This is a genomic window from Pseudomonas sp. ICMP 460 (genome assembly GCF_002723595.1).
Taxonomy (GTDB): Bacteria; Pseudomonadota; Gammaproteobacteria; order Pseudomonadales; family Pseudomonadaceae; genus Aquipseudomonas; species Aquipseudomonas kitaguniensis.
In genome coordinates, this window is record NZ_LKBR01000007.1 from 1 (window position 1) to 18,463 (window position 18,463).

The 18,463-nt window shown below is 60.1% G+C and carries 21 protein-coding genes; 5 read left to right on the forward strand and 16 right to left on the reverse strand.

Annotation, left to right across the window (positions count from 1 at the left end):
• Window positions 1-145: 145 nt before the first annotated feature.
• The 6 genes from AO240_RS06875 to puuE form a co-directional block, all read right to left on the reverse strand.
• Window positions 146-931 carry an outer membrane protein OmpK gene (locus tag AO240_RS06875; protein WP_058414226.1) on the reverse strand — a complete coding sequence of 262 codons (786 nt, stop codon included), beginning with the start codon at window positions 929-931 and terminating at the stop codon, window positions 146-148.
• A 394-nt stretch (window positions 932-1,325) separates the two neighbouring features.
• Window positions 1,326-2,618, reverse strand: coding sequence for a urate hydroxylase PuuD (locus AO240_RS06880; RefSeq protein ID WP_099235689.1), 1,293 nt, complete (start codon window positions 2,616-2,618; stop codon window positions 1,326-1,328).
• A gap of 51 nt (window positions 2,619-2,669) precedes the next feature.
• On the reverse strand, window positions 2,670-3,173 hold the full coding sequence (locus AO240_RS06885; protein WP_099235690.1) for an ureidoglycolate lyase: 504 nt from the start codon (window positions 3,171-3,173) through the stop codon (window positions 2,670-2,672).
• Window positions 3,174-3,305: 132 nt separating this feature from the next.
• Window positions 3,306-4,301 (reverse strand): allantoicase, encoded by a 996-nt coding sequence (alc, locus tag AO240_RS06890; RefSeq protein ID WP_099235691.1) that lies wholly within the window; start codon window positions 4,299-4,301, stop codon window positions 3,306-3,308.
• Window positions 4,302-4,341: 40 nt separating this feature from the next.
• The gene (gene uraD, locus AO240_RS06895) at window positions 4,342-4,857 is read right to left on the reverse strand and encodes a 2-oxo-4-hydroxy-4-carboxy-5-ureidoimidazoline decarboxylase (RefSeq protein WP_099235692.1); all 516 of its coding nucleotides are present in this window, start codon (window positions 4,855-4,857) and stop codon (window positions 4,342-4,344) included.
• On the reverse strand, window positions 4,854-5,780 hold the full coding sequence (puuE, locus tag AO240_RS06900; RefSeq protein ID WP_099235693.1) for an allantoinase PuuE: 927 nt from the start codon (window positions 5,778-5,780) through the stop codon (window positions 4,854-4,856). Before puuE ends, uraD begins: the two co-directional genes overlap by 4 nt.
• A gap of 386 nt (window positions 5,781-6,166) precedes the next feature.
• Between puuE and uraH the strand changes: the two genes are divergently transcribed.
• Complete coding sequence (gene uraH, locus AO240_RS06905; protein ID WP_099235694.1) at window positions 6,167-6,520, forward strand: hydroxyisourate hydrolase; 354 nt, start codon at window positions 6,167-6,169, stop codon at window positions 6,518-6,520.
• Between the two features lie 72 nt (window positions 6,521-6,592).
• On the opposite strand, the gene AO240_RS06910 is transcribed toward uraH, so the two are convergent.
• From AO240_RS06910 to AO240_RS06920, 3 genes are all read right to left on the reverse strand, one after another.
• Complete coding sequence (locus tag AO240_RS06910; RefSeq protein WP_099235695.1) at window positions 6,593-7,234, reverse strand: LysE family translocator; 642 nt, start codon at window positions 7,232-7,234, stop codon at window positions 6,593-6,595.
• Window positions 7,235-7,335: 101 nt separating this feature from the next.
• On the reverse strand, window positions 7,336-8,682 hold the full coding sequence (locus AO240_RS06915; protein ID WP_099235696.1) for an NCS2 family permease: 1,347 nt from the start codon (window positions 8,680-8,682) through the stop codon (window positions 7,336-7,338).
• A 229-nt stretch (window positions 8,683-8,911) separates the two neighbouring features.
• Window positions 8,912-9,346, reverse strand: coding sequence for a MarR family winged helix-turn-helix transcriptional regulator (locus AO240_RS06920; RefSeq protein WP_099235697.1), 435 nt, complete (start codon window positions 9,344-9,346; stop codon window positions 8,912-8,914).
• Window positions 9,347-9,427: 81 nt separating this feature from the next.
• Here AO240_RS06920 and AO240_RS06925 point away from each other — a divergent pair, with 81 nt between their 5' ends.
• Window positions 9,428-10,594 carry a PLP-dependent aminotransferase family protein gene (locus AO240_RS06925; RefSeq protein WP_099235698.1) on the forward strand — a complete coding sequence of 389 codons (1,167 nt, stop codon included), beginning with the start codon at window positions 9,428-9,430 and terminating at the stop codon, window positions 10,592-10,594.
• A 10-nt stretch (window positions 10,595-10,604) separates the two neighbouring features.
• Complete coding sequence (locus tag AO240_RS06930; protein WP_099235699.1) at window positions 10,605-11,207, forward strand: glutathione S-transferase family protein; 603 nt, start codon at window positions 10,605-10,607, stop codon at window positions 11,205-11,207.
• Between the two features lie 61 nt (window positions 11,208-11,268).
• Here AO240_RS06930 and AO240_RS06935 read toward each other — a convergent pair whose 3' ends face one another.
• From AO240_RS06935 to AO240_RS06955, 5 genes are all read right to left on the reverse strand, one after another.
• Entirely contained in the window at window positions 11,269-11,640 is a 372-nt protein-coding gene (locus tag AO240_RS06935; protein WP_099235700.1) for a glutathione S-transferase N-terminal domain-containing protein, read from the reverse strand.
• 102 nt (window positions 11,641-11,742) lie between these two features.
• Window positions 11,743-12,288, reverse strand: coding sequence for a GTP cyclohydrolase I FolE (gene folE / locus AO240_RS06940; protein ID WP_016773769.1), 546 nt, complete (start codon window positions 12,286-12,288; stop codon window positions 11,743-11,745).
• A 78-nt stretch (window positions 12,289-12,366) separates the two neighbouring features.
• Window positions 12,367-12,924, reverse strand: a complete 558-nt coding sequence (locus AO240_RS06945) for a Smr/MutS family protein (RefSeq protein WP_099235701.1) — start codon at window positions 12,922-12,924, stop codon at window positions 12,367-12,369.
• 74 nt (window positions 12,925-12,998) lie between these two features.
• Complete coding sequence (locus AO240_RS06950) at window positions 12,999-13,322, reverse strand: hypothetical protein (protein WP_058414211.1); 324 nt, start codon at window positions 13,320-13,322, stop codon at window positions 12,999-13,001.
• A 146-nt stretch (window positions 13,323-13,468) separates the two neighbouring features.
• Window positions 13,469-14,059, reverse strand: a complete 591-nt coding sequence (locus tag AO240_RS06955) for a cysteine hydrolase family protein (protein WP_099235702.1) — start codon at window positions 14,057-14,059, stop codon at window positions 13,469-13,471.
• Window positions 14,060-14,297: 238 nt separating this feature from the next.
• On the opposite strand from AO240_RS06955, the gene prmB reads away from it, so the two are divergent.
• Window positions 14,298-15,206: a 50S ribosomal protein L3 N(5)-glutamine methyltransferase gene (prmB, locus tag AO240_RS06960; protein WP_099235704.1), complete on the forward strand. Its 909-nt coding sequence runs from the start codon at window positions 14,298-14,300 to the stop codon at window positions 15,204-15,206.
• Window positions 15,207-15,346: 140 nt separating this feature from the next.
• Here prmB and AO240_RS06965 read toward each other — a convergent pair whose 3' ends face one another.
• Window positions 15,347-16,153 carry a hypothetical protein gene (locus AO240_RS06965; protein WP_099235706.1) on the reverse strand — a complete coding sequence of 269 codons (807 nt, stop codon included), beginning with the start codon at window positions 16,151-16,153 and terminating at the stop codon, window positions 15,347-15,349.
• Between the two features lie 99 nt (window positions 16,154-16,252).
• Entirely contained in the window at window positions 16,253-17,215 is a 963-nt protein-coding gene (locus tag AO240_RS06970; RefSeq protein ID WP_099235708.1) for an alpha/beta hydrolase, read from the reverse strand.
• Window positions 17,216-17,358: 143 nt separating this feature from the next.
• Here AO240_RS06970 and aroC point away from each other — a divergent pair, with 143 nt between their 5' ends.
• Window positions 17,359-18,450, forward strand: coding sequence for a chorismate synthase (aroC, locus tag AO240_RS06975; RefSeq protein ID WP_099235710.1), 1,092 nt, complete (start codon window positions 17,359-17,361; stop codon window positions 18,448-18,450).
• Window positions 18,451-18,463: the final 13 nt, after the last annotated feature.

An 18,463-nucleotide genomic window follows, 5' to 3' on the forward strand; every position in this document is an offset into this window, starting at 1 on the left:
AGTGGTGGGGCGAGGACCTTTTGGTTACTTTTGGGTCCTTTCAAAAGTGACCCGCTGTAAGAGCGGAACCGATACCAGCCATAACCTCAATAACGGATAAGCACTCAAAACCCAAGCACAACCCTAAGGCCACAGTGGTCAACCGTTAAAAGTGGTATTTGACCAGAAAGCTTGCGGTGTTCTGGTTGGTCTCAAAAGCACCGGTGTCCTGAATGCCGTACTTGTTCTTCCAGTAGTCATACTCAAAGCCCACATACAACTGCTTCTCGCCCCAGTGCAGCGCTTTACCCAAGTCGTATTTGACCTGTGGGTTGATGTGCAGGTTGGCGTGATAAGTACCGCGTGAAGTCTTGTCGTTATCGGTTACCCAGTCGATATACCCGTCAATCAGTACGTTAGAGTTGCCGACGGGAAGGGTGTACGCCCAGACCGGGGTGATCTGCCAAATGTTGTCGCCAGGGCGATTGCCCTCGGTCTGACGCTGGTAGAAGTTCAACTGGAAGTAGTCAAAACCCGGAATGTTCAAGTCAAAGCCCGGGCCGAACAAGTACGACTCGTTGTCGCCTTCGCCGAACTCGTAAGTGAACGCCAGCAGCACGTCTTTGATCGGACCGAATGACAGGTCTTTGTCGAAAATCTTGCCGAACGACAAGCGTGGGCTGAACTCGCCGTAGTAAGTACTTGGGCCTACGTTGCCGTCTTCCTTGCCGTTGTAAAAGATGCGGTCGACAAACAAAAAGTTGTCGCCGTACTTCCAGGCGTCAGCATGTTCAAACGTCACCGTCTGCTGGATCTGTGGGTTGATGGTGAAGTTTTTGCCCCACAGGTACGTCAGGCTGTTGTTCTGCCATTGCAACAGGTCACCCGCCGCGGCTTGGCCACCGGCCAGCAGCGAGCCTGTCAACATCAGGCCTTTCAACATAGGTTTCATTCGGTTGCTCCCGAGTCAAAGTTTAGGATTATTTTTCTACGCAGGCGCTCTGGTATGGCGCCTTTGGGTTCGCTGCAAAAATCGTCTGATTGGTCAGCTTTGATGCTTTTAGCAAGCGCTGCGCCAAGGTGTTCAAAAAGCCGAAAAAACCTCTTCGCCTGCACTTGATGCAGTTGAGTCCAGAGGGTGTTTTGTACACGTTGGCCGCAGGTATTGGGCCAGGATTAATTGGCCCTGCAGTCAGCTTTTACAGTCGCTGTTTGTTTTAGAGTCGATTCGAGCGGGCGCGGAGAATACTGGCTCCCAGGCCTTGGCTCAAGTGCGTTGTTAGTGCGCGTGTGGGGCAAAAATGGGGCGCGTCGAATTGATCGTTCCCGCGTGGGAACGATCAAACTCAGTTAGTGTGGGCGCCTTGGTTGATCCAGGTGCCGATCAACTCCCGTTCCTGCTGGGTCATCTGAGTGATATTGCCCAGCGGCATGATCTGGCTGGCCACGGCCTGCGCTTGAATGCGCGCTGCCTGCTGCTGAATTTGCGTCGGGGTGTCGAACATCACGCCTGCCGGTGCGGTGCTGAACAGCGGGCTGGTGGGCTTGGCCGAGTGGCACACGGCGCAGCGTTCCTGGATCACGCCATGCACCTTGTCGAAATCAATCGTCGCCTGTGCAGGCGCAGGTGCGGCGGCCGGTGCTGCGGGCGCAGCCGGTGCGGCCGGTTTCAAACCGCCACCCAACGCGGTTTCCGGCAGTGGCTGGTACTCGATGGCGGCAGGCGCCTTGGCGACTTCTGCAACCGGCTTGGGCCCGGTGACATACGCCAGGCAAATCATTGCCAAGGCGCCCACCGGCAGCGTCCACGCATACTTCTGGCTGTTATGCCGAGTGTTGAAGTAGTGGCGCACCAACACGGCGGCCACGGCGATGCCTGCCAGGATCAGCCAGTTGTATTGGCTGCCGTAAGTGCTTGGGAAGTGGTTGCTGATCATGATGAACAGCACCGGCAAGGTGAAGTAGTTGTTGTGCCGCGAACGCAGCAAACCCTTGGCCGGCAATGACGGGTCCGGCGTGCGCTGCTCCGCGATTGCGGCCACCAGCGCACGCTGGGCGGGCATGATGATGCGGAACACGTTACCGACCATGATTGTGCCGATGACGGCGCCCACGTGCAGGTAAGCGCCGCGGCCACTGAAGACTTTGCTGAAGCCGTACGCGGCTGCAATCAACAGCACAAACAGGATCAGGCCAAGCAGGGCAGGGCGCTTGCCCAGCGCCGAGTCGCAGAGGAACGAGTAGATGAACCAACCGGCGAACAGTGAGCCAATGCCCAGCAACACGCCTTCGGTGCCGCTGAGGCTGCTGCCGGGGGCGAGCAGGTACAGCGTCGGGTTGAGGTAGAACACCACGCACAGCAGCGCGACGCCCGACATCCAGGTGAAATAGGCTTCCCATTTGAACCAGTTCAGGTTGTCCGGCATGGTCGGCGGGGCCAGTTTGTATTTTTCCAGGTGGTAGATACCGCCACCGTGGATCGCCCACAAATCACCGGCCAAGCCGTCTTTGGGGTTGACGCGATTGAGGTTGTTTTCCAGCCAGACAAAATAGAAGGAAGCGCCGATCCACGCGACGCCAGTGATCATGTGAACCCAGCGTACGCTAAGGTTCAGCCATTCCAACAGATGTGCTTCCACAGTCTTTACCTCTCGCCGGTCACCCTTGTTGTCGGGTGATCCGGCCTTCTCTTATTGGTGGGGGGCGAGGATCAATCGCTCATCCTCTTGGAAAAAATGCTCATCGCAGTTATTGCCGGTGCCACTGCGATCAACCACCAGGAAGTCATCCCGCTTTTCGATCGTCAGCACCGGGTGGTGCCAAACGCCGCGATGGTAATTAATGCCCTGCCTGCCGTTGGTGACGAAGGCGCGGACCAAGCCCGATACAGGTGCATCGCCAAGTGGCGCGACCACGATCAGAAAAGGGTTGCCGAGCAGCGGAATAAACGCCTGGCTGCCCAGCGGGTGTCTCTCCAGCATGCCCACGGTCAATGGCATCTGCAGCGCGTCGGCGCGAAAGATGCTGATGATGGCGTGGTCTTCAGGCTGGGCGGTTTCGACCGTTGCCAGCTTGTGAAAGCGCATGGTCGACCCGTTGTTGATCATGAAGTGATCGCTGCCATCGGTTTCGATAACGTCTCCGAACGGCGCGAAGGCTTCTTTGCTCAGCGGTTCGATCATCAGTATGCGCATGGCTGTCTTCTTGTCTTGTCTGAGTGCTGTGTTGTTTGATCTGGCGTTATCGCGAGCAAGCCCGCTCCCACATTTTGAATTGTGAATACCTTCAAATGTGGGAGCGGGCTTGCTCGCGAATGGCTTCACCGCTTACTTGGCTACCTTGCCGAGCACCCGCAGGCGACTCACGCCGCCATCCGGGAACACGTTGAGGCGGATGTGAGTGATCGGGCCGAGTGCCTTGATTTGCTCGGCAAACGAGTGCTCAGCGTGCATTTCGAGCTTTTGCGCCGGCAGCAATTCGCGCCAGAACAGCGATTGGGTTTCGATCTGGCTGTCGGTGCCGCCCTTCACGAAGGCGCCCTGGATCGAACACGTGTCCGGGTAGTTGCCCTTGAAGTGCAGGGTGTCGACGATGATTTTCTCGATCTCGCCGGGGTGGCCCAGCGCGACGATCACCCAGTCATTGCCTGGCGTGCGACGACGCGCAGTTTCCCAGCCATCGCCCATGTTCACGCCACGGCCGGGGTTGAGGATGTTGCTCATGCGCCCGAAGTGTTCATCGGAACACGCCAGTGCGCGGCCGCCGTTCAGCGCCGACGCCAGGTCGACCTGTTCGTTGTCACCCACCTGCGACCAGTCGCGGAACGGAATGCCGTAAACGCGAAGACGGGCCACGCCGCCATCCGGGTAAATGTTGAAACGCAAGTGGCTGAACGCTTGGCCGTTGTTGATCTCGTGGTAGTGGTGGCTGTTGCCTTGCAGCTCGACGGCCGACAGCACTTCCACCCACGGGGTGTTTTCATCAGGCTCGCCCGAGGCCAGGAAGCAGGCTTCCAGCGAAGCCGACGGCGGGTAGTTGCCGGTGAAGAATGAAGTGTCGATGTCCACGCCCTTGATCGAGCCGGGTACGCCCAGGCGGATCACCGCGCTGTCGTAGCCTTCAAAACGCTTGCGGCGCGACTCCCAGCCGTCCATCCACTTGCCGTTATCGTCGAAAACGCCCTCTTTCCACACGGCCGGGGTCGGCTGGAACAGGCGGTTGGCGTCAGCGAACCAGTCATCGGTCACCGAAAGAATCTTGGTGCCCAAACGGGCGTCGGCCAGGTTGACGAACTTCTCGAAAGGTGCGGCGTAAGCTTTCATTCTTCTTGTCTGCCTTGAGTAAGTGGCTGGGGACGGTGGTTTAGAGGGCCAGTAAGCGCAGCAGCGCGATCTTGTTGATCTCGGCCAGTGCGCAGTTGAACTCGACGTCTGCCGGGTTATGGATGCGCGTTTCGAACGCGGCGAGGATCTGATGCCGGTTGCTGCCTTTTACCGCCATGATGAAGGGAAACTTGAACGTGGCCTTGTAGGCATCATTCAGCTCGGTGAAGCGCGAGAACTCCTCGCTCGAGCATTGGTGAATCCCCGCGCCAGTTTGCTCATCAGTGCTGGCTTGGGTCAGTTGGCCCTGGACGGCCGCTTTGCCGGCCAGGTCCGGGTGAGCGTTGATCAGCGCCAACTGCCGGGTGCGATCGGCGCGGAGCAGGATGTCGCTCATGCGCTGGTGCAGGGTTTCGATCTGATCGATCGAAGGGTCCTGGCCCAAGTCGAAAGCCTGTTCGGCCACCCATGGCGAATGTTCGTAAATGTCGGCAAACGCTGCGACAAATTCGTCGCGGCTCAAGGTCGAAGGTTTCAGTGTTTGAAAGGCGCTCATTGGGCCGCTCCCGTGTACGGGTGGGTGTGGTCCCAGTGGCGGGCAATGTCGACACGGCGAGTGAACCACACCTGTTCGTGGCCCTTTGCGTATTCGATAAAGCGCTTCAAGGCGGCGAGGCGTGCAGGGCGGCCGATCAGGCGGCAATGCAGGCCGATAGACAGCATCTTCGGCGCCTCGGCGCCTTCGGCGTAGAGCACATCAAACGCGTCTTTGAGGTAGTCGAAAAAATCGTCGCCCTTGTTGAAACCCTGCACCTGGGTGAAGCGCATGTCGTTGGTGTCCAGCGTGTAAGGGATTACCAGGTGCGGCTTGCCGGTCGGGTTATTCGGTTCCCAGTAGGGCAGGTCGTCGTCGTAGGTATCGCAGTCGTACAGAAAGCCACCTTCTTCCATCACCAGCCGCCGCGTGTTGGGGCCGGTGCGCCCGGTGTACCAGCCCAGTGGGCGCTGGCCGGTCAGCTCGGTGAGGATGCGGATGGCTTCGAGCATGTGCTCGCGCTCCTGGGCTTCGTCCATGTACTGGTAGTCGATCCAGCGGTAGCCATGGCTGCAGATCTCGTGGCCGGCGGCGACCATCGCGCGGATGACATCCGGGTGGCGCTGGGCGGCCATGGCCACGGCGAAAATCGTCAGCGGAATATCGAATGCCTTGAACAACTTGAGGATGCGCCACACACCGGCACGGCTGCCGTATTCGTACAGCGACTCCATGCTCATGTTGCGTTCGCCTTGCAGCGGCTGGGCCGAGACCATCTCCGAGAGGAACGCTTCGGACTCTTTATCGCCGTGCAAAATGTTGCGCTCGCCGCCTTCTTCGTAGTTGAGTACGAACGACAACGCGATGCGTGCCTTGCCCGGCCAGTGGGGGTGAGGAGGGTTACTGCCGTAACCGATCAGGTCGCGTGGGTAGTCAGCGCTCACTGCAGTCTTCCTTCTTGTTCGTGATCATTGGGGTGGCGGCCGAGCAGTGAAATGACAGGGTGGAGTCACTGCGATGAGTGATTGTATACAACTTATAGTCAACTTTGTAAGCCTGGTTTTCTGCATTTTTTCCGCCGTGATCGACGTACAGGACTAAGCAAGAAACTTGCCTAACTGGTCAGCTAAAGGACAAAAGGTTGTTTGAAAGCAAGGATTACCCGTGAACTGCCCGTCAGGCTTACGCGGCCAAGAGGATCAGCGGCGTTGCAATTTTTATTGTGTACAATTTTTTTTAAAAGTGTCTTAATCGGCCATCGCCGGCTTTTTCGATGCCCTGAAACGGGGCGAATTCACCTTCAACTGACTTACGGAGGCGCATAGACGCCATGGGACGTTTGACCACACACGTTTTGGACGCCGCGCACGGGTGCCCCGGCAGCGCGATCAAGGTTGAGCTGTACCGCGTCGAAGGCACGCAACTGGTGCAGGTGGCGAGCGTCGTGACCAACAATGACGGGCGCTGCGACGCGCCCTTGTTGCAAGGCGACGACTACCGCAGTGGCGTGTACCAACTGCAATTCAGCGCTGGCGATTACTACCGCGCGCGTGGCGTGCAATTGCCGGACCCTGCGTTTCTCGACGTGGTGGTGCTGCGCTTCGGCATCAGCGCCGAACAGGACCACTACCATGTGCCGTTGCTGCTTTCGCCTTACAGCTACTCGACCTATCGCGGTAGCTGATCTCGGCACCTGGTTAGCTTGGCCCGCTCATACAGCGGGCTTTTTTATGCGCGGCGCAAGGTTCTGGCGTGGTTAAAGCGCACCCGCTCGAACCTTGATCAGCGAGGCAATGCCGGCGCAACTGAAGAGTGCCGCACTCACGCGGTTGAACCAGCTTTGGCCTGAGCCGCTGCGCAGATAGCGCGCGGCGCCATGCGCGCCCAAACCGTAGGCCAGCTTGCACAACAGGTCGAGCACGGCCCACGTGGCGATCATGCTCAGCAGTTGCGGCACAAAGGCGTGCTGGCTGTTCAGAAACTGCGGCAGGAAAGCCGCGAAAAACAGAATGTCTTTGGGGTTGCTCGCGCCCAGCACAAAGGCTCGGCCGAACAGCGCAGCAAAGCGCGGCGCCGGCAGCGCGTTCGGCACGGCGGCCGCCTGCGATGGCAGGCGCGATTGCTGCCAGCTCTGCCAGGCAAGGTAGAACAGGTACAGCGCGCCGACGATCTTCAAGGCGCTGAACAGTTGTTCCGACGCCAGCAACAGCGCACCCAAGCCCAAGGCCGAGGCGCTGAGCAAGCAGATCGAGGCAAATACCCCGCCCAGAAACGCCGGGTATGAACGGCGCAGGCCGTAATTCAGGCTATTGCTGATCATCAACAGCGACAGCGGGCCAGGAATCAGGATCACAATCAGTGCAGCGCCGCTGAACAGCAGCCAGGTTTCCAGGGTCATTTACAGTCCTCCAATCGTCCAAAAGCCGGCGCCTTGCCTGTGGCGAGCGGGCTTGCTCGCGCCGGGCTGCGCAGCGGCCCCAAAAATTCAACTACCGCGCCTTACAGGAAGGCAAACTTCGCAATAAATATCACGCACAGCACCCACAAACTCACAGAAATTTCGCGGTACTTGCCGGTGCCGGCCTTGAGCGCCACATACGTGATAAAGCCCAAGGCGATACCGTCGGCGACCGAGAACGTCAGCGGCATCATGATCGCCGTCACGATCGCCGGAATGCTGTCGGTGGCCTCATCCCAATTGATGTGCGCCATGCTCGCCATCATCAGCATCGCCACGTAAATCAGCGCACCGGCGGTGGCGTAAGCAGGGATCATGCCGGCCAGCGGCGCAAAAAACATCGCCGCCACAAACAACACGCCCACGGTCACGGCAGTCAGCCCGGTGCGCCCACCCGCGGCCACACCGGCGGCACTTTCTACGTAGCTGGTCACCGGTGGCACACCGACCATGGCGCCGAACACACTGGACGCGCTGTCGGCCTTCAAGGCACGCGACAGGTTATGGATCTTGCCATCGGCATTCACCAGCCCGGCGCGCTGGGCGACGCCCATCAGTGTACCGGCGGTGTCGAACATGTGCACAAACAGGAAGGCAAAAACCACGCTGATCATGCTTACATTGAATACACCCTTGATGTCCATCGCCATCCAGGTCGGTGCCAGGCTCGGCGGCGTGGAGAGAATGCCGTTGTAGTGCACCAGGCCCAAGCCCCAACCGGCCAGGGTCACGGCGATAATGCTGATGAGGATCGCGCCGAATACCCGGTGATAGCTGAGAATCGCGATCAGCAAAAAGCACACTGCCGCCAACAGCGGCGCGGGTTCGTGCAAGGAGCCGAGCTTGATCAGCGTGGCGGGGCTGTCGACGATGATACCGGCGGTTTTCAGGCCAATCACCCCGAGAAACAAGCCGACACCCGCGCCCATCGCATGGCGCAGGCTCACCGGGATGCTGTTGAGCAGCCATTCGCGCACCCTCGAAAGCGTGAGGCCCATGAACAACACGCCCGAGATAAACACCGCACCCAGCGCGGTTTCCCAGTGGTAGCCCAGGGTGCCGACCACGGTGTAGGTGAAAAACGCGTTCAAGCCCATGCCCGGCGCCAGGCCCACCGGCCAGTTGGCGTACAGGCCCATCAACAGGCAGCCGAGCGCGGCGGCGATGCAGGTGGCAACGAACGCTGCGCCGTGATCAATGCCTGCGTCCGCCATGATGTTCGGGTTGACGAAGATGATGTAGGCCATGGTGATGAAGGTGGTCAGGCCAGCGATCAGTTCGGTCTTCACGGTGGTGCCATGCAAACGCAGTTTGAACAGACGCTCCAGCCAACCGCTGTGCGGTGTGGAGAGGTCCAGCGTAGGGGCTTCGGTTTTGCGGCTATCCACAGCGAGTACTCCTCAAGCGTTTTATTGTTATTGACAGCGCCGGTCACCTGCGTGGGCGACAGCGCTTTGAGGTACTGACGGGGTTTGTTGACCAATAGGTCAGAAACTCGCGCAAAGTGGATTATGCTTTTGTATACAAATAAAGCAAATAGTGTTTTCGATTGTGTGCGCGGAAGGTGCTTTATTGTGGCAAGCCCGCCTGCCACAGTAAGCCCGCTTGCCTCAGGGCTTACGGCAAGCCAGCGAGTGCCTTGTTCACCGCCAGCCACCCCGCGACCGCGTCCGCCCCGGCTTCGCTGAACGCGCGCTGCAACAACTTCACCTGTTCGCGGCGCAACGCTTGCTCGAAACGCAGGCCTTCTTCGCTCAATTCGAGCAGGCGTTTACGTTTGTCGGTCTCGGACGCCACGCTGTTCACCCAGTGCATTGCCTGCAATTGGCGCAATGGCATGTTCAGCGCCTGCTTGCTCACGCCGAGTAATTCCAGCAGTTGCTTCACGCTCAACGCGGGGTAGCGCGCGATAAAAAATACGATGCGCTGGTGCACGCGGCTCAGGCCTCGGCGCTCAAGCATTTCATCGGCCTTGGCGGTGAACGCCTGGTAACCGAAAAAGAAGGCTTCCATGGCTTGCTGCTGACTGCTTTGGTTTTTAAGGTCAAGCATATTGACGTATCTACTCAAGTCGTCGTAATTTCGGTCAACCAGTTTGACGTATTTCCTGCACGCTTTGCCACCGGTGACCTTATGGCCTTCTCTGAACGTGTTACGCGCCTCAAAAGCTCCTTGATCCGTGAAATCCTCGCCGCGGCGCAGCGCCCGGAAGTGATGTCGTTCGCCGGCGGCCTGCCCGCCGAAGCCATGCTGCCCGCGCTGAGCTGGGACGACATGCCGCTGAACATGGGCCAATACGGCATGAGCGAAGGCGAGCCGCAGTTGCGTGAACTGCTCGCCGCGCAGGCGCGCGCCATTGGCGTGCCGTGCCAGGCCAGCCAGGTGCTGGTGGTCAGCGGTTCCCAGCAAACCCTCGACCTGGCGGCCAAACTGTATATCGACAAAGGCACGCAGATCCTGCTCGAAGGCCCGACCTACCTGGCCGCGTTGCAGATATTCCAACTGTTCGGCGCCGACTGCCTGACCGTGCAACTGGAAGCCGACGGCCCCAACCTTGCGGCCTTGCGCGCCAGCCTCGAACGCCATCAACCGGCATTCATCTACCTGATCCCGACCTTCCAGAACCCATCGGCCGTGCGCTACAGCGAGGCCAAGCGCGCAGCCGTCGCCGCCTTGCTGGATGAGTTCGGCGTAACCTTGATCGAGGATGAACCTTACCGCGAGCTGACCTTCGACGGCGCCAGCGCGCAGCCCATCGCCGGGCGTCTGCAAAAGGCCAGTTGGATCTACACCGGCACCGTCTCCAAAACCTTGCTGCCCGGGCTGCGCGTCGGTTACCTGATCGCCAGCCCGGACCTGTTCCCGCACCTGCTCAAGCTCAAGCAGTCTGCCGACCTGCACACGAACCGCGTCGGCCAATGGCAAGCGATGCAGTGGGTCGGCAGCGAAAAATACCAGCAACACCTGGCGCAACTGCGCAGCTTTTACCGCGAACGTCGCGATGCATTCCAGGCTGCCCTGCAGCGCCATTTCGGTGACTTGGCCGACTGGCAAACGCCGCAGGGCGGATTATTCTTCTGGCTGACCTTGAAACAACCGCTCGACACCCGCACCTTGTTGGCGCAAGCATTCGATCAGAACGTCGCGTTCATGCCCGGTGAACCGTTCTTTTCCGAGCCCGACCAGCACCTTGGCTCGTTCCGGCTGAATTTCAGCCACATCGACCCGTCCCGGTTGGACGAAGGTCTCAAGCGCCTGGCCGCAGTGGTCCGTCAAGCACAGCACGCGCAAGCGGCATAAGGGGAGCCCCATGTACAAGGTTTACGGCGATTACAAGTCGGGCAACTGCTACAAGGTCAAGTTGATGCTCAACCTGTTGGGCATCGCGTATCAATGGATCGATGTCGACATCCTCAAGGGTGGCACCGAGACCCCCGAATTTTTGGCCAAGAACCCCAACGGCAAAATCCCCGTGTTGGAGTTGGAAGACGGTACCTGCCTGTGGGAGTCGAATGCGATCCTCAACTTCCTCGCCGATGGCAGCGAGTTCTTGCCGACCGAGCCGCGCTTGCGCACTCAGGTATTGCAGTGGCAGTTTTTCGAGCAATACAGCCATGAGCCCTACATTGCAGTGGCGCGGTTTATCCAGTTCTACCTGAACATGCCGCAAGACCGCCTTGAGGAATACACCACCACCCACAAGCGCGGGCACAAGGCCTTGAAGGTCATGGAGCGCCAATTGCAAGCCACGCCTTACCTGGTGGGCGAGCAATATTCGATTGCCGATATCGCGCTGTATGCCTACACCCACGTGGCCCACGAGGGTGGTTTTGACCTGACGCCTTACCCGGCCGTGCAGGCGTGGTTGACGCGCGTGGCCAGCCACCCCAAGCATGTGGCGATGCTGGACTGATTACCCGGTCAGTGGCGGGAAGGGAGCGCGCTCCCTCCCGCGTTGGCCCTGCAGGGTTCGGTCAAATCGCCGCGAAGCGCTTGTCCAGGTAATCAATGATCACTTTGGAATCGTACATCCAGGTGGTCTGGCCGTTCTCTTCGATACGCAGGCACGGCACTTTGATCTTGCCACCTTGCTCCAGCAGGGTCTGGCGGTCGTGCGCGTTGTTCTTCGCATCCTTCAACGCCACCGGCACATTCAGACGGTGCAGTGTGCGGCGGGTCTTCACGCAGAACGGGCAGGCGTGAAACTGATACAGGGTCAGGTGCTCGGCGGCGGCGTTGACCTGCGCCTGTTGTTCAGCGCTGCGCTGCTTTTTGCGTGGGCGGGTAAGGGCGTCGCCCGCGATGATGACGTGGCCGAGGCCTACTCGAAGTGCTTTGACGAACATGGCTGAAACCTCTTGCCCGATACAGAATGGGGCGCAGCTTACCTGATTTCGGAAGGCGAAAAAAAACCGGCGATGAACGCCGGTCTTTTTGTACCCAGCCGGTTACTTGATCAGGCTGAGGAATTCGCTGCGGGTGGCCGCGTTTTCGCGGAACTCACCGAGCATCACCGAGGTGATCATCGACGAATTCTGTTTTTCCACACCGCGCATCATCATGCACATGTGCTTGGCTTCAATCACCACGGCCACGCCCAGCGCGCCGGTGACTTGCATCACTGCGTCGGCAATCTGGCGGCTGAGGTTTTCCTGGATCTGCAGACGGCGCGCATACATGTCGACAATGCGCGCGACCTTCGATAGGCCCAGCACTTTGCCGCTCGGGATATACGCGACGTGAGCCTTGCCGATAAACGGCAGCAGGTGGTGTTCGCACAACGAGTACAACTCGATGTCCTTGACCAGCACCATTTCGCTGTTGTCAGAGCTGAACAAGGCACCGTTGGTGACCTCTTCAAGCGTCTGTGCATAGCCGCGGCAAAGGTATTGCATGGCCTTGGCGGCACGTTTTGGCGTGTCGAGCAGGCCCTCGCGGGAAACGTCCTCGCCGAGTTGGCCGAGGATCGCGGTGTAATTCTGTTCCAGGGACATGAAACTACCTGTGGGATTTTCGCAAAGCGCAAGGTTACGGTGGCGGGCACATCGCTGCAAGCCTGACGATGGCAGTTGTTACTCGTCGCGGCCTTCCAGCATGGTGCGCTTGAGCATCACATACACCGCACCCGCGCCACCGTGGCGCGGCTGGCACGAGGTGAAGCCGAGTACTTGGGAATGCTGGCGCAGCCAGGTGTTGACGTGGCTCTTGATCATCGGCCGCTTGCCGTCCAGCCGCACGGCTTTACCGTGGGTGACGCGTACGCAGCGGATTTCGAATTTAGTCGCTTCGGCAAGAAACGCCCAGAGGGTTTCGCGGGCTTTTTCGACGTTCATGCCGTGCAGGTCGAGGCTGCCTTCGAAGGGGATCTGCCCGACCTTGAGCTTGCGCATCTGGCTTTCCTGCACGCCGTCACGCGCCCACATCAACTCGTCTTCGGGGCCGACGTCGATCACGAACTGGTCCGACAAACCATCCACGGTGGTGGCGTCGGTGCGCAACGTCGCGGCTTGGCGCAGCTTGGCGATCTGCGCCCGGTCAGCTTTGGGTTTGCCGGTGTCGGCACGGTCGTGCTTGATCGGCTTGACGCCGCGCAGCTCGTTTTTGAACAGGGAAAAATCGTCGTCTTGCATGTCAGCCTCCGCGAAGGGCGGGCAGTTTACCTAATCGCGGCGGCCAGGGCGCAGGAAACGCTATCCAAGCGCCATCAGTCGTGCTTTTTCATCAAGTGCGAAGCGATGTTCAGCGACAACGGTTGGCGCATCCGCCGACGGCTGCGACGCCACAACCACACGCCCAGCCACACCACCAGCAGGCCCATGACCAACAGCAGAGCCGAGCCGCCGGGGCTTGCATTCAACTCGCCAAGTGCCGGTGAATGACCCACCAAACCGGCGCCACCAGCACCCGCCAGCAGCAAACCTACCATTGCCAGCAGCGCGGCAAAGCCGGCCACCAGGCGCAGACGCCAGTTGCTCGGGCCCTTGGGGCGCAAGCGACGAGCATCAAATCCACCATCGGATATCTTCATTCCGACCTTTCCTCCAGGGTATCGGCCCTTCGACCGGAAGATACACAGGTTGTTCCAGTGCCCGAGGTAAATGCGCCAAATGAGCGGGCCTTGCGGATGAGCGGGACAATAAACACGCCGCGCCGCTCATCGGTAGTGCGATCAGGTCAGATAAGGTCTTTGGTCGACGCGAGGGTCGCGAAGTTGTCGGCCATTATGGCCATTTCGGTCTGTTGCACGTGCTCGGCACTCAGCACGCCGTCTTTGCAGGGCAAGTCGCGAGTGGCACAGGCGTCTTCGACCAAGGTGCAGCGAAAGCCCAGGTTCTTGGCCGCGCGCACCGTGGTGCTGACGCTGGAGTGGCTCATGAATCCACAGACGATCAGGTCGAGCGAGCCGAGGTCTTGCAGGTGTTTTTCCAGGCCGGTGCCGTGAAAGGCACTGGGCAGCAGCTTGCCGATGATGGTTTCGTCGCCGAGCGGCTCAAGGCCTGCAATGAATTCGCCGCGCTCGCCCTGCGGGTCGAACAGACCACCGACGGTGCCCAAATGGCGCACATGCACAATCGGGCGCCCGGCGCTGCGCGCTGCGGCCACCAGTTGCTTGATGTTGCCAACCGCCGCGTCCATGCCGCAAAGGGCGAGTGGGCCGTTGAGGTATTCCTTCTGGGCGTCGATGATCAGGAGGGTCGCGTGGTTCAGGTTGGCTGCTGCGTAACCGCGACCGCTGAGTTGAAACATCGTCTTTGGAACAGACATTCTGGGGCTCCTGTGAGTGGGGCTTTTGTGACATTGTCCACTGGCTGAGCGGTTCTGTGAATCGCTACCATCGTAAGGTACGCCGTTGTTGGCGTGTAGCCCTGTCAAGTAGGCCGCATGTTTACCCCGGCGATAGCAAATTGGATGAAATCCGACGGTCGGTGAAGGGCTTTCGTACGTCGTCGGTGCAGACGAAGGCTGTTAGAATCGCCAGTCGTTTTTTCCAGGAGCTTGCCCCGTGATCACATCCCGCCTGCGCACGTTGCGCGACCACATCCGTTGGGCTGTCAGCCGTTTCCATGGGGAAGACCTGTTTTTCGGGCATGGCACCGACAATGCCTGGGACGAAGCCCGGCAATTGGTGCTCGGTGCCTTGCACCTGCCGTGGGAAATCGCCGACAGCTATCTGGATTGCAACCTGGAAGAAGAAGAGATCTCCCACGTGCAGCGCCTGTTGCATCGCCGTATCCACGACCGTGTGCCCACCGCTTACCTGTTGAAGGAAGCCTGGTTCTGCGGCATGTCGTTTATTGTCGATGAACGCGTGTTGATCCCGCGCTCACCGATTGGCGAACTGATCGAACAGCGTTTTCAACCGTGGCTGGCCCAGCCGCCAGCGCGCATCCTCGACCTGTGCACGGGGTCTGGTTGCATCGGCATTGCGTGTGCTTATGAGTTCCAGAATGCTGAGGTAGTGCTGGGCGACTTGTCCTACGAGGCGCTGGAAGTGGCTAATCAGAACATCGAGCGCCATGGTGTCGACGAGCGCGTCTACACGGTGCAGGGCGATGGTTTTGATGGCCTGCCGGGGCAGCGCTTTGACTTGATCGTGTCGAACCCGCCGTATGTGGATGCCGAAGACTTCGCCGATATGCCGGATGAGTATCAGCACGAGCCGGAGTTGGGCCTGGCCTGCGGCGATGACGGTTTGAACCTGGTGCGGCGCATGCTGGCCGAGGCCGCGGCGCATTTGACCGAGAAAGGCTTGTTGATTGTTGAGGTGGGCAACAGCCAGGTGCATGTTGAGGCGTTGTACCCGGAGGTGGATTTTGCCTGGCTGGAGTTGCAGCGTGGCGGGCACGGGGTGTTTATGCTGACGGCCGAGCAATGCCGCGAGCATCAAGCGGTGTTTGCCGCTCGGGTCTAACCGGCGCTTGCGGGATCAAATGTGGGAGCGGGCTTGCTCGCGATAGCGGTGTGTCAGGTAGATATTTTTCAACTGACACACTGCAATCGCGAGCAAGCCCGCTCCCACAAAAGCCCGTTTGATCCAAGGTCAATCGCCGCTTACCGATGCGTCGCAATCCAGATCAACAAGCCCGCCTGAAACACGGTAAACGCGACCAAACAGGTAATGGTAAAGCGCAGGCCGGTGTCCTCGCGCTTGAATTTGGTGACTTTTTCCTCTTCCTTGCGCAGCTTCACTTCGTGCTCCGCCAGGTTCTGCTCGGCCTGTTGCAGCATCTGCGCAGCTTCCAGAATCTCGACGAACTGCACCTTCTCGGTGTTCCAACTGTCGAGCACATCGCCGACTCTGCCTGGCTGCACTTTACCCTTAAGGTGCTGCACATCGGCGTAGGCCACATCAAAGCCGTGGACACGCAGGAAGTGGTCGCGACGCAGGCGGGTCGCTTCGTTCAGCGCGTCCTTGTTGGATAAGTCCACGCCGTCAACGCGGTAGTCCGACCACTTCTTTTTTGCCCACGCGGCGGCTTGGGCCACCAGGAAGCGGCCGATTCCACGGTTGGCCGGTTCGATTTCCAGGCTGGTACCCGGACCGAAGTGCACGCGGTGTTTATCGTGATCGACCCAGATGTCCAGTTGGTTCTGCTCGCGGCGCACGCGCTGGCCCGGCAACTGGATGATCATGCGCAAAAGGCTGTGGTGTTTATCGTGCCGTTCGGCATAACCGAATTGCACAAACCGCAACGGTCGCACGCCGGTGGCGCGGTCCGTGGCCAGTGGTGCCAGGCGCAGCATCTTGAAGTGTTCAGCGTGCACGTCCGCCCATGGCAGGGCTGGGGCCTCAACGGCTTCGGCGTTTTCGGCCGGGGTGTCGGCACTCTGTTCGGGTGTTGCTTGTGTGGTTGTCATGCGCTGCGATCCTGTCCAAGCCCTGCGGGTCGGCAGTCTTTTTACTGTCGACCCTGGGCTTATCGGCCGCTTTTTCCAGGACTGGAGGCAGCTAGTCGTTTAACGCGGTTGAAGCCCTTGGATAAAACGCACGATGCGCTCGCCCAGCTCGGCGGCGAGCGGGAGTTTCGGGTCGTTGTAGGACTCCAGCTGCTCCTTCACGTCCTTGGGCACGATGCGCATGACATGGTTCATGCCTTCGATCACCGTCAGCTCTGCGTCGGGCTTCGCGTTTTTCAGCTGCCGGGCATCTGCGACGCCCACTTGAATATCATGCGTGCCCTGGATGATCAGGGCGGGCATGTTCAGTTTGGCGAAGGCCGCCGACGGATCGGCGCGAAACAGGCTGATCAGATAGGGCTGCACGCTCGGTCGGAAAATACCTTCCAGCGGGCGCGGCACATCGGCATCCACCTGGCCGGCCTTGAGGTGGTCGAGTATTTCATTGCTGCGCAGCAACAGGGCAGGGGGCAGATGGTCGGCCAGCTGCTGGCGGATCACCTGGTCTACCGGGCGCGCACTGCCGGACAGGGAAATAACACCTGCGGGATCAAGTTGCGGCGCGGCAAGGGCGGCGACCAGCGCGCCTTCGCTGTGGCCCAGCACGATCAGCGGGCCCAGGCGTTTGTCGGTTTTGAGCTGCTTGCCCCAGGCCACCGCGTCGGCCACGTAGGCGTCCAGGGTCAGGTTGCGTTCGTCGGGGGTGGCGGCGAGGCTGGCGGCCACGCCGCGCTTGTCATAACGCACGCTGGCGATGTTATGCCGCGCCAGTAGCCAGGCCAGGCGCTTGAGGCTGTCGTTGCGCGCGCCGTCGGCACTGTTGCCGTTACGGTCGGTAGGGCCGGAGCCGGCAATGATCAACACCACGGGCACTGGCGCGTCGGATTTGGGCAATAACAGCGAGCCAAACAGCTCGCCGCTGCCGGTGTCGAGGCTGATCGGCCGTTGCAGCACGACGGGGGAGGCGGCGAAGCCAAGGCTGGAAAACAGAGTGAGGGTCAACAGTATAACTCGCAGCATCATCGCGCCATCATTGGGGAGGTGCCGGTTGGACCAACGTCTACCGGTAAGGTTTCGAGGATGAACTAGTCGGTTAGCCTGCGTATACTGCCCGCCTTAAGTTATTACGGTTGACTTGATTCAACTGATTTCACGGAGCGCCCTGCATGTCCGGCAATACCTTCGGCAAGCTGTTCACAGTCACCACCGCCGGCGAAAGCCATGGCGCGGCGTTGGTCGCCATTGTCGACGGCTGCCCGCCAGGCCTTGAGCTGTCCCTGGAAGACCTGCAGCGTGACCTTGACCGCCGCAAGCCCGGCACCAGCCGCCACACCACGCAGCGCCAGGAGCCCGACGAAGTCGAGATAGTCTCCGGGGTGTTCGAGGGCCGCACCACCGGTTGCGCCATCGGCCTGCTGATTCGCAATACCGACCAGAAGTCCAAGGACTACTCGGCGATCAAGGATCTGTTCCGCCCGGCCCACGCCGATTACACCTACCATCACAAATACGGCGAGCGCGATTACCGTGGCGGGGGCCGTAGCTCGGCGCGCGAAACCGCAATGCGCGTGGCCGCCGGTGCTATTGCCAAGAAATACCTGGCGACCCAGGGCATCGTTGTTCGTGGCTATATGAGCCAACTCGGCCCGATCGAAATCCCGTTCAAAACGTGGGACAGCGTCGACGACAATGCGTTTTTTAGCCCTGACCCCGACAAAGTGCCGGAGCTGGAAGCCTACATGGACCAGTTGCGCCGCGATCAGGACTCCGTAGGCGCCAAGATCACGGTGGTCGCCGAGGGCGTCAAACCGGGCCTGGGCGAGCCGATCTTCGACCGCCTCGACGCCGAACTCGCGCATGCCCTGATGAGCATCAACGCGGTGAAAGGCGTGGAAATCGGCGCCGGTTTCGCCTGTGTTTCGCAGCGCGGCACCGAACACCGCGATGAGCTGACGCCGCAGGGTTTTCTCAGCAACAACGCGGGCGGCATCCTTGGCGGCATTTCTTCCGGCCAGCCGATTGTTGCGCACCTGGCGCTGAAAGCTACGTCGAGCATCACCACCCCGGGCCGTTCGATCGACGTACACGGCAACCCGGCCGAGGTGATCACCAAGGGCCGTCACGACCCGTGCGTGGGCATCCGCGCCACACCGATTGCCGAGGCGATGATGGCCATCGTGCTGATGGACCACCTGCTGCGCAACCGTGGGCAAAATGCCGATGTGCGCGTAACCACCCCGGTGCTGGGCCAACTGTGACCGCATGCGGCAA

Excerpts from the sequence above, each read along its gene's own strand:
- AO240_RS06935 (WP_099235700.1), bottom strand. The coding sequence starts at position 11,640 with ATGTTCGTCAAAGCACTTCGAGTAGGCCTCGGCCACGTCATCATCGCG.
- AO240_RS06965 (WP_099235706.1), bottom strand. The coding sequence starts at position 16,153 with ATGACAACCACACAAGCAACACCCGAACAGAGTGCCGACACCCCGGCC.
- AO240_RS06950 (WP_058414211.1), bottom strand. The coding sequence starts at position 13,322 with ATGAAGATATCCGATGGTGGATTTGATGCTCGTCGCTTGCGCCCCAAG.
- AO240_RS06955 (WP_099235702.1), bottom strand. The coding sequence starts at position 14,059 with ATGTCTGTTCCAAAGACGATGTTTCAACTCAGCGGTCGCGGTTACGCA.
- AO240_RS06885 (WP_099235690.1), bottom strand. The coding sequence starts at position 3,173 with ATGCGCATACTGATGATCGAACCGCTGAGCAAAGAAGCCTTCGCGCCG.
- alc (WP_099235691.1), bottom strand. The coding sequence starts at position 4,301 with ATGAAAGCTTACGCCGCACCTTTCGAGAAGTTCGTCAACCTGGCCGAC.
- uraH (WP_099235694.1), top strand. The coding sequence starts at position 6,167 with ATGGGACGTTTGACCACACACGTTTTGGACGCCGCGCACGGGTGCCCC.
- AO240_RS06875 (WP_058414226.1), bottom strand. The coding sequence starts at position 931 with ATGAAACCTATGTTGAAAGGCCTGATGTTGACAGGCTCGCTGCTGGCC.
- aroC (WP_099235710.1), top strand. The coding sequence starts at position 17,359 with ATGTCCGGCAATACCTTCGGCAAGCTGTTCACAGTCACCACCGCCGGC.
- folE (WP_016773769.1), bottom strand. The coding sequence starts at position 12,288 with ATGTCCCTGGAACAGAATTACACCGCGATCCTCGGCCAACTCGGCGAG.
- AO240_RS06920 (WP_099235697.1), bottom strand. The coding sequence starts at position 9,346 with ATGCTTGACCTTAAAAACCAAAGCAGTCAGCAGCAAGCCATGGAAGCC.
- AO240_RS06925 (WP_099235698.1), top strand. The coding sequence starts at position 9,428 with ATGGCCTTCTCTGAACGTGTTACGCGCCTCAAAAGCTCCTTGATCCGT.
- AO240_RS06910 (WP_099235695.1), bottom strand. The coding sequence starts at position 7,234 with ATGACCCTGGAAACCTGGCTGCTGTTCAGCGGCGCTGCACTGATTGTG.
- AO240_RS06970 (WP_099235708.1), bottom strand. The coding sequence starts at position 17,215 with ATGATGCTGCGAGTTATACTGTTGACCCTCACTCTGTTTTCCAGCCTT.
- AO240_RS06930 (WP_099235699.1), top strand. The coding sequence starts at position 10,605 with ATGTACAAGGTTTACGGCGATTACAAGTCGGGCAACTGCTACAAGGTC.
- uraD (WP_099235692.1), bottom strand. The coding sequence starts at position 4,857 with ATGAGCGCCTTTCAAACACTGAAACCTTCGACCTTGAGCCGCGACGAA.
- AO240_RS06945 (WP_099235701.1), bottom strand. The coding sequence starts at position 12,924 with ATGCAAGACGACGATTTTTCCCTGTTCAAAAACGAGCTGCGCGGCGTC.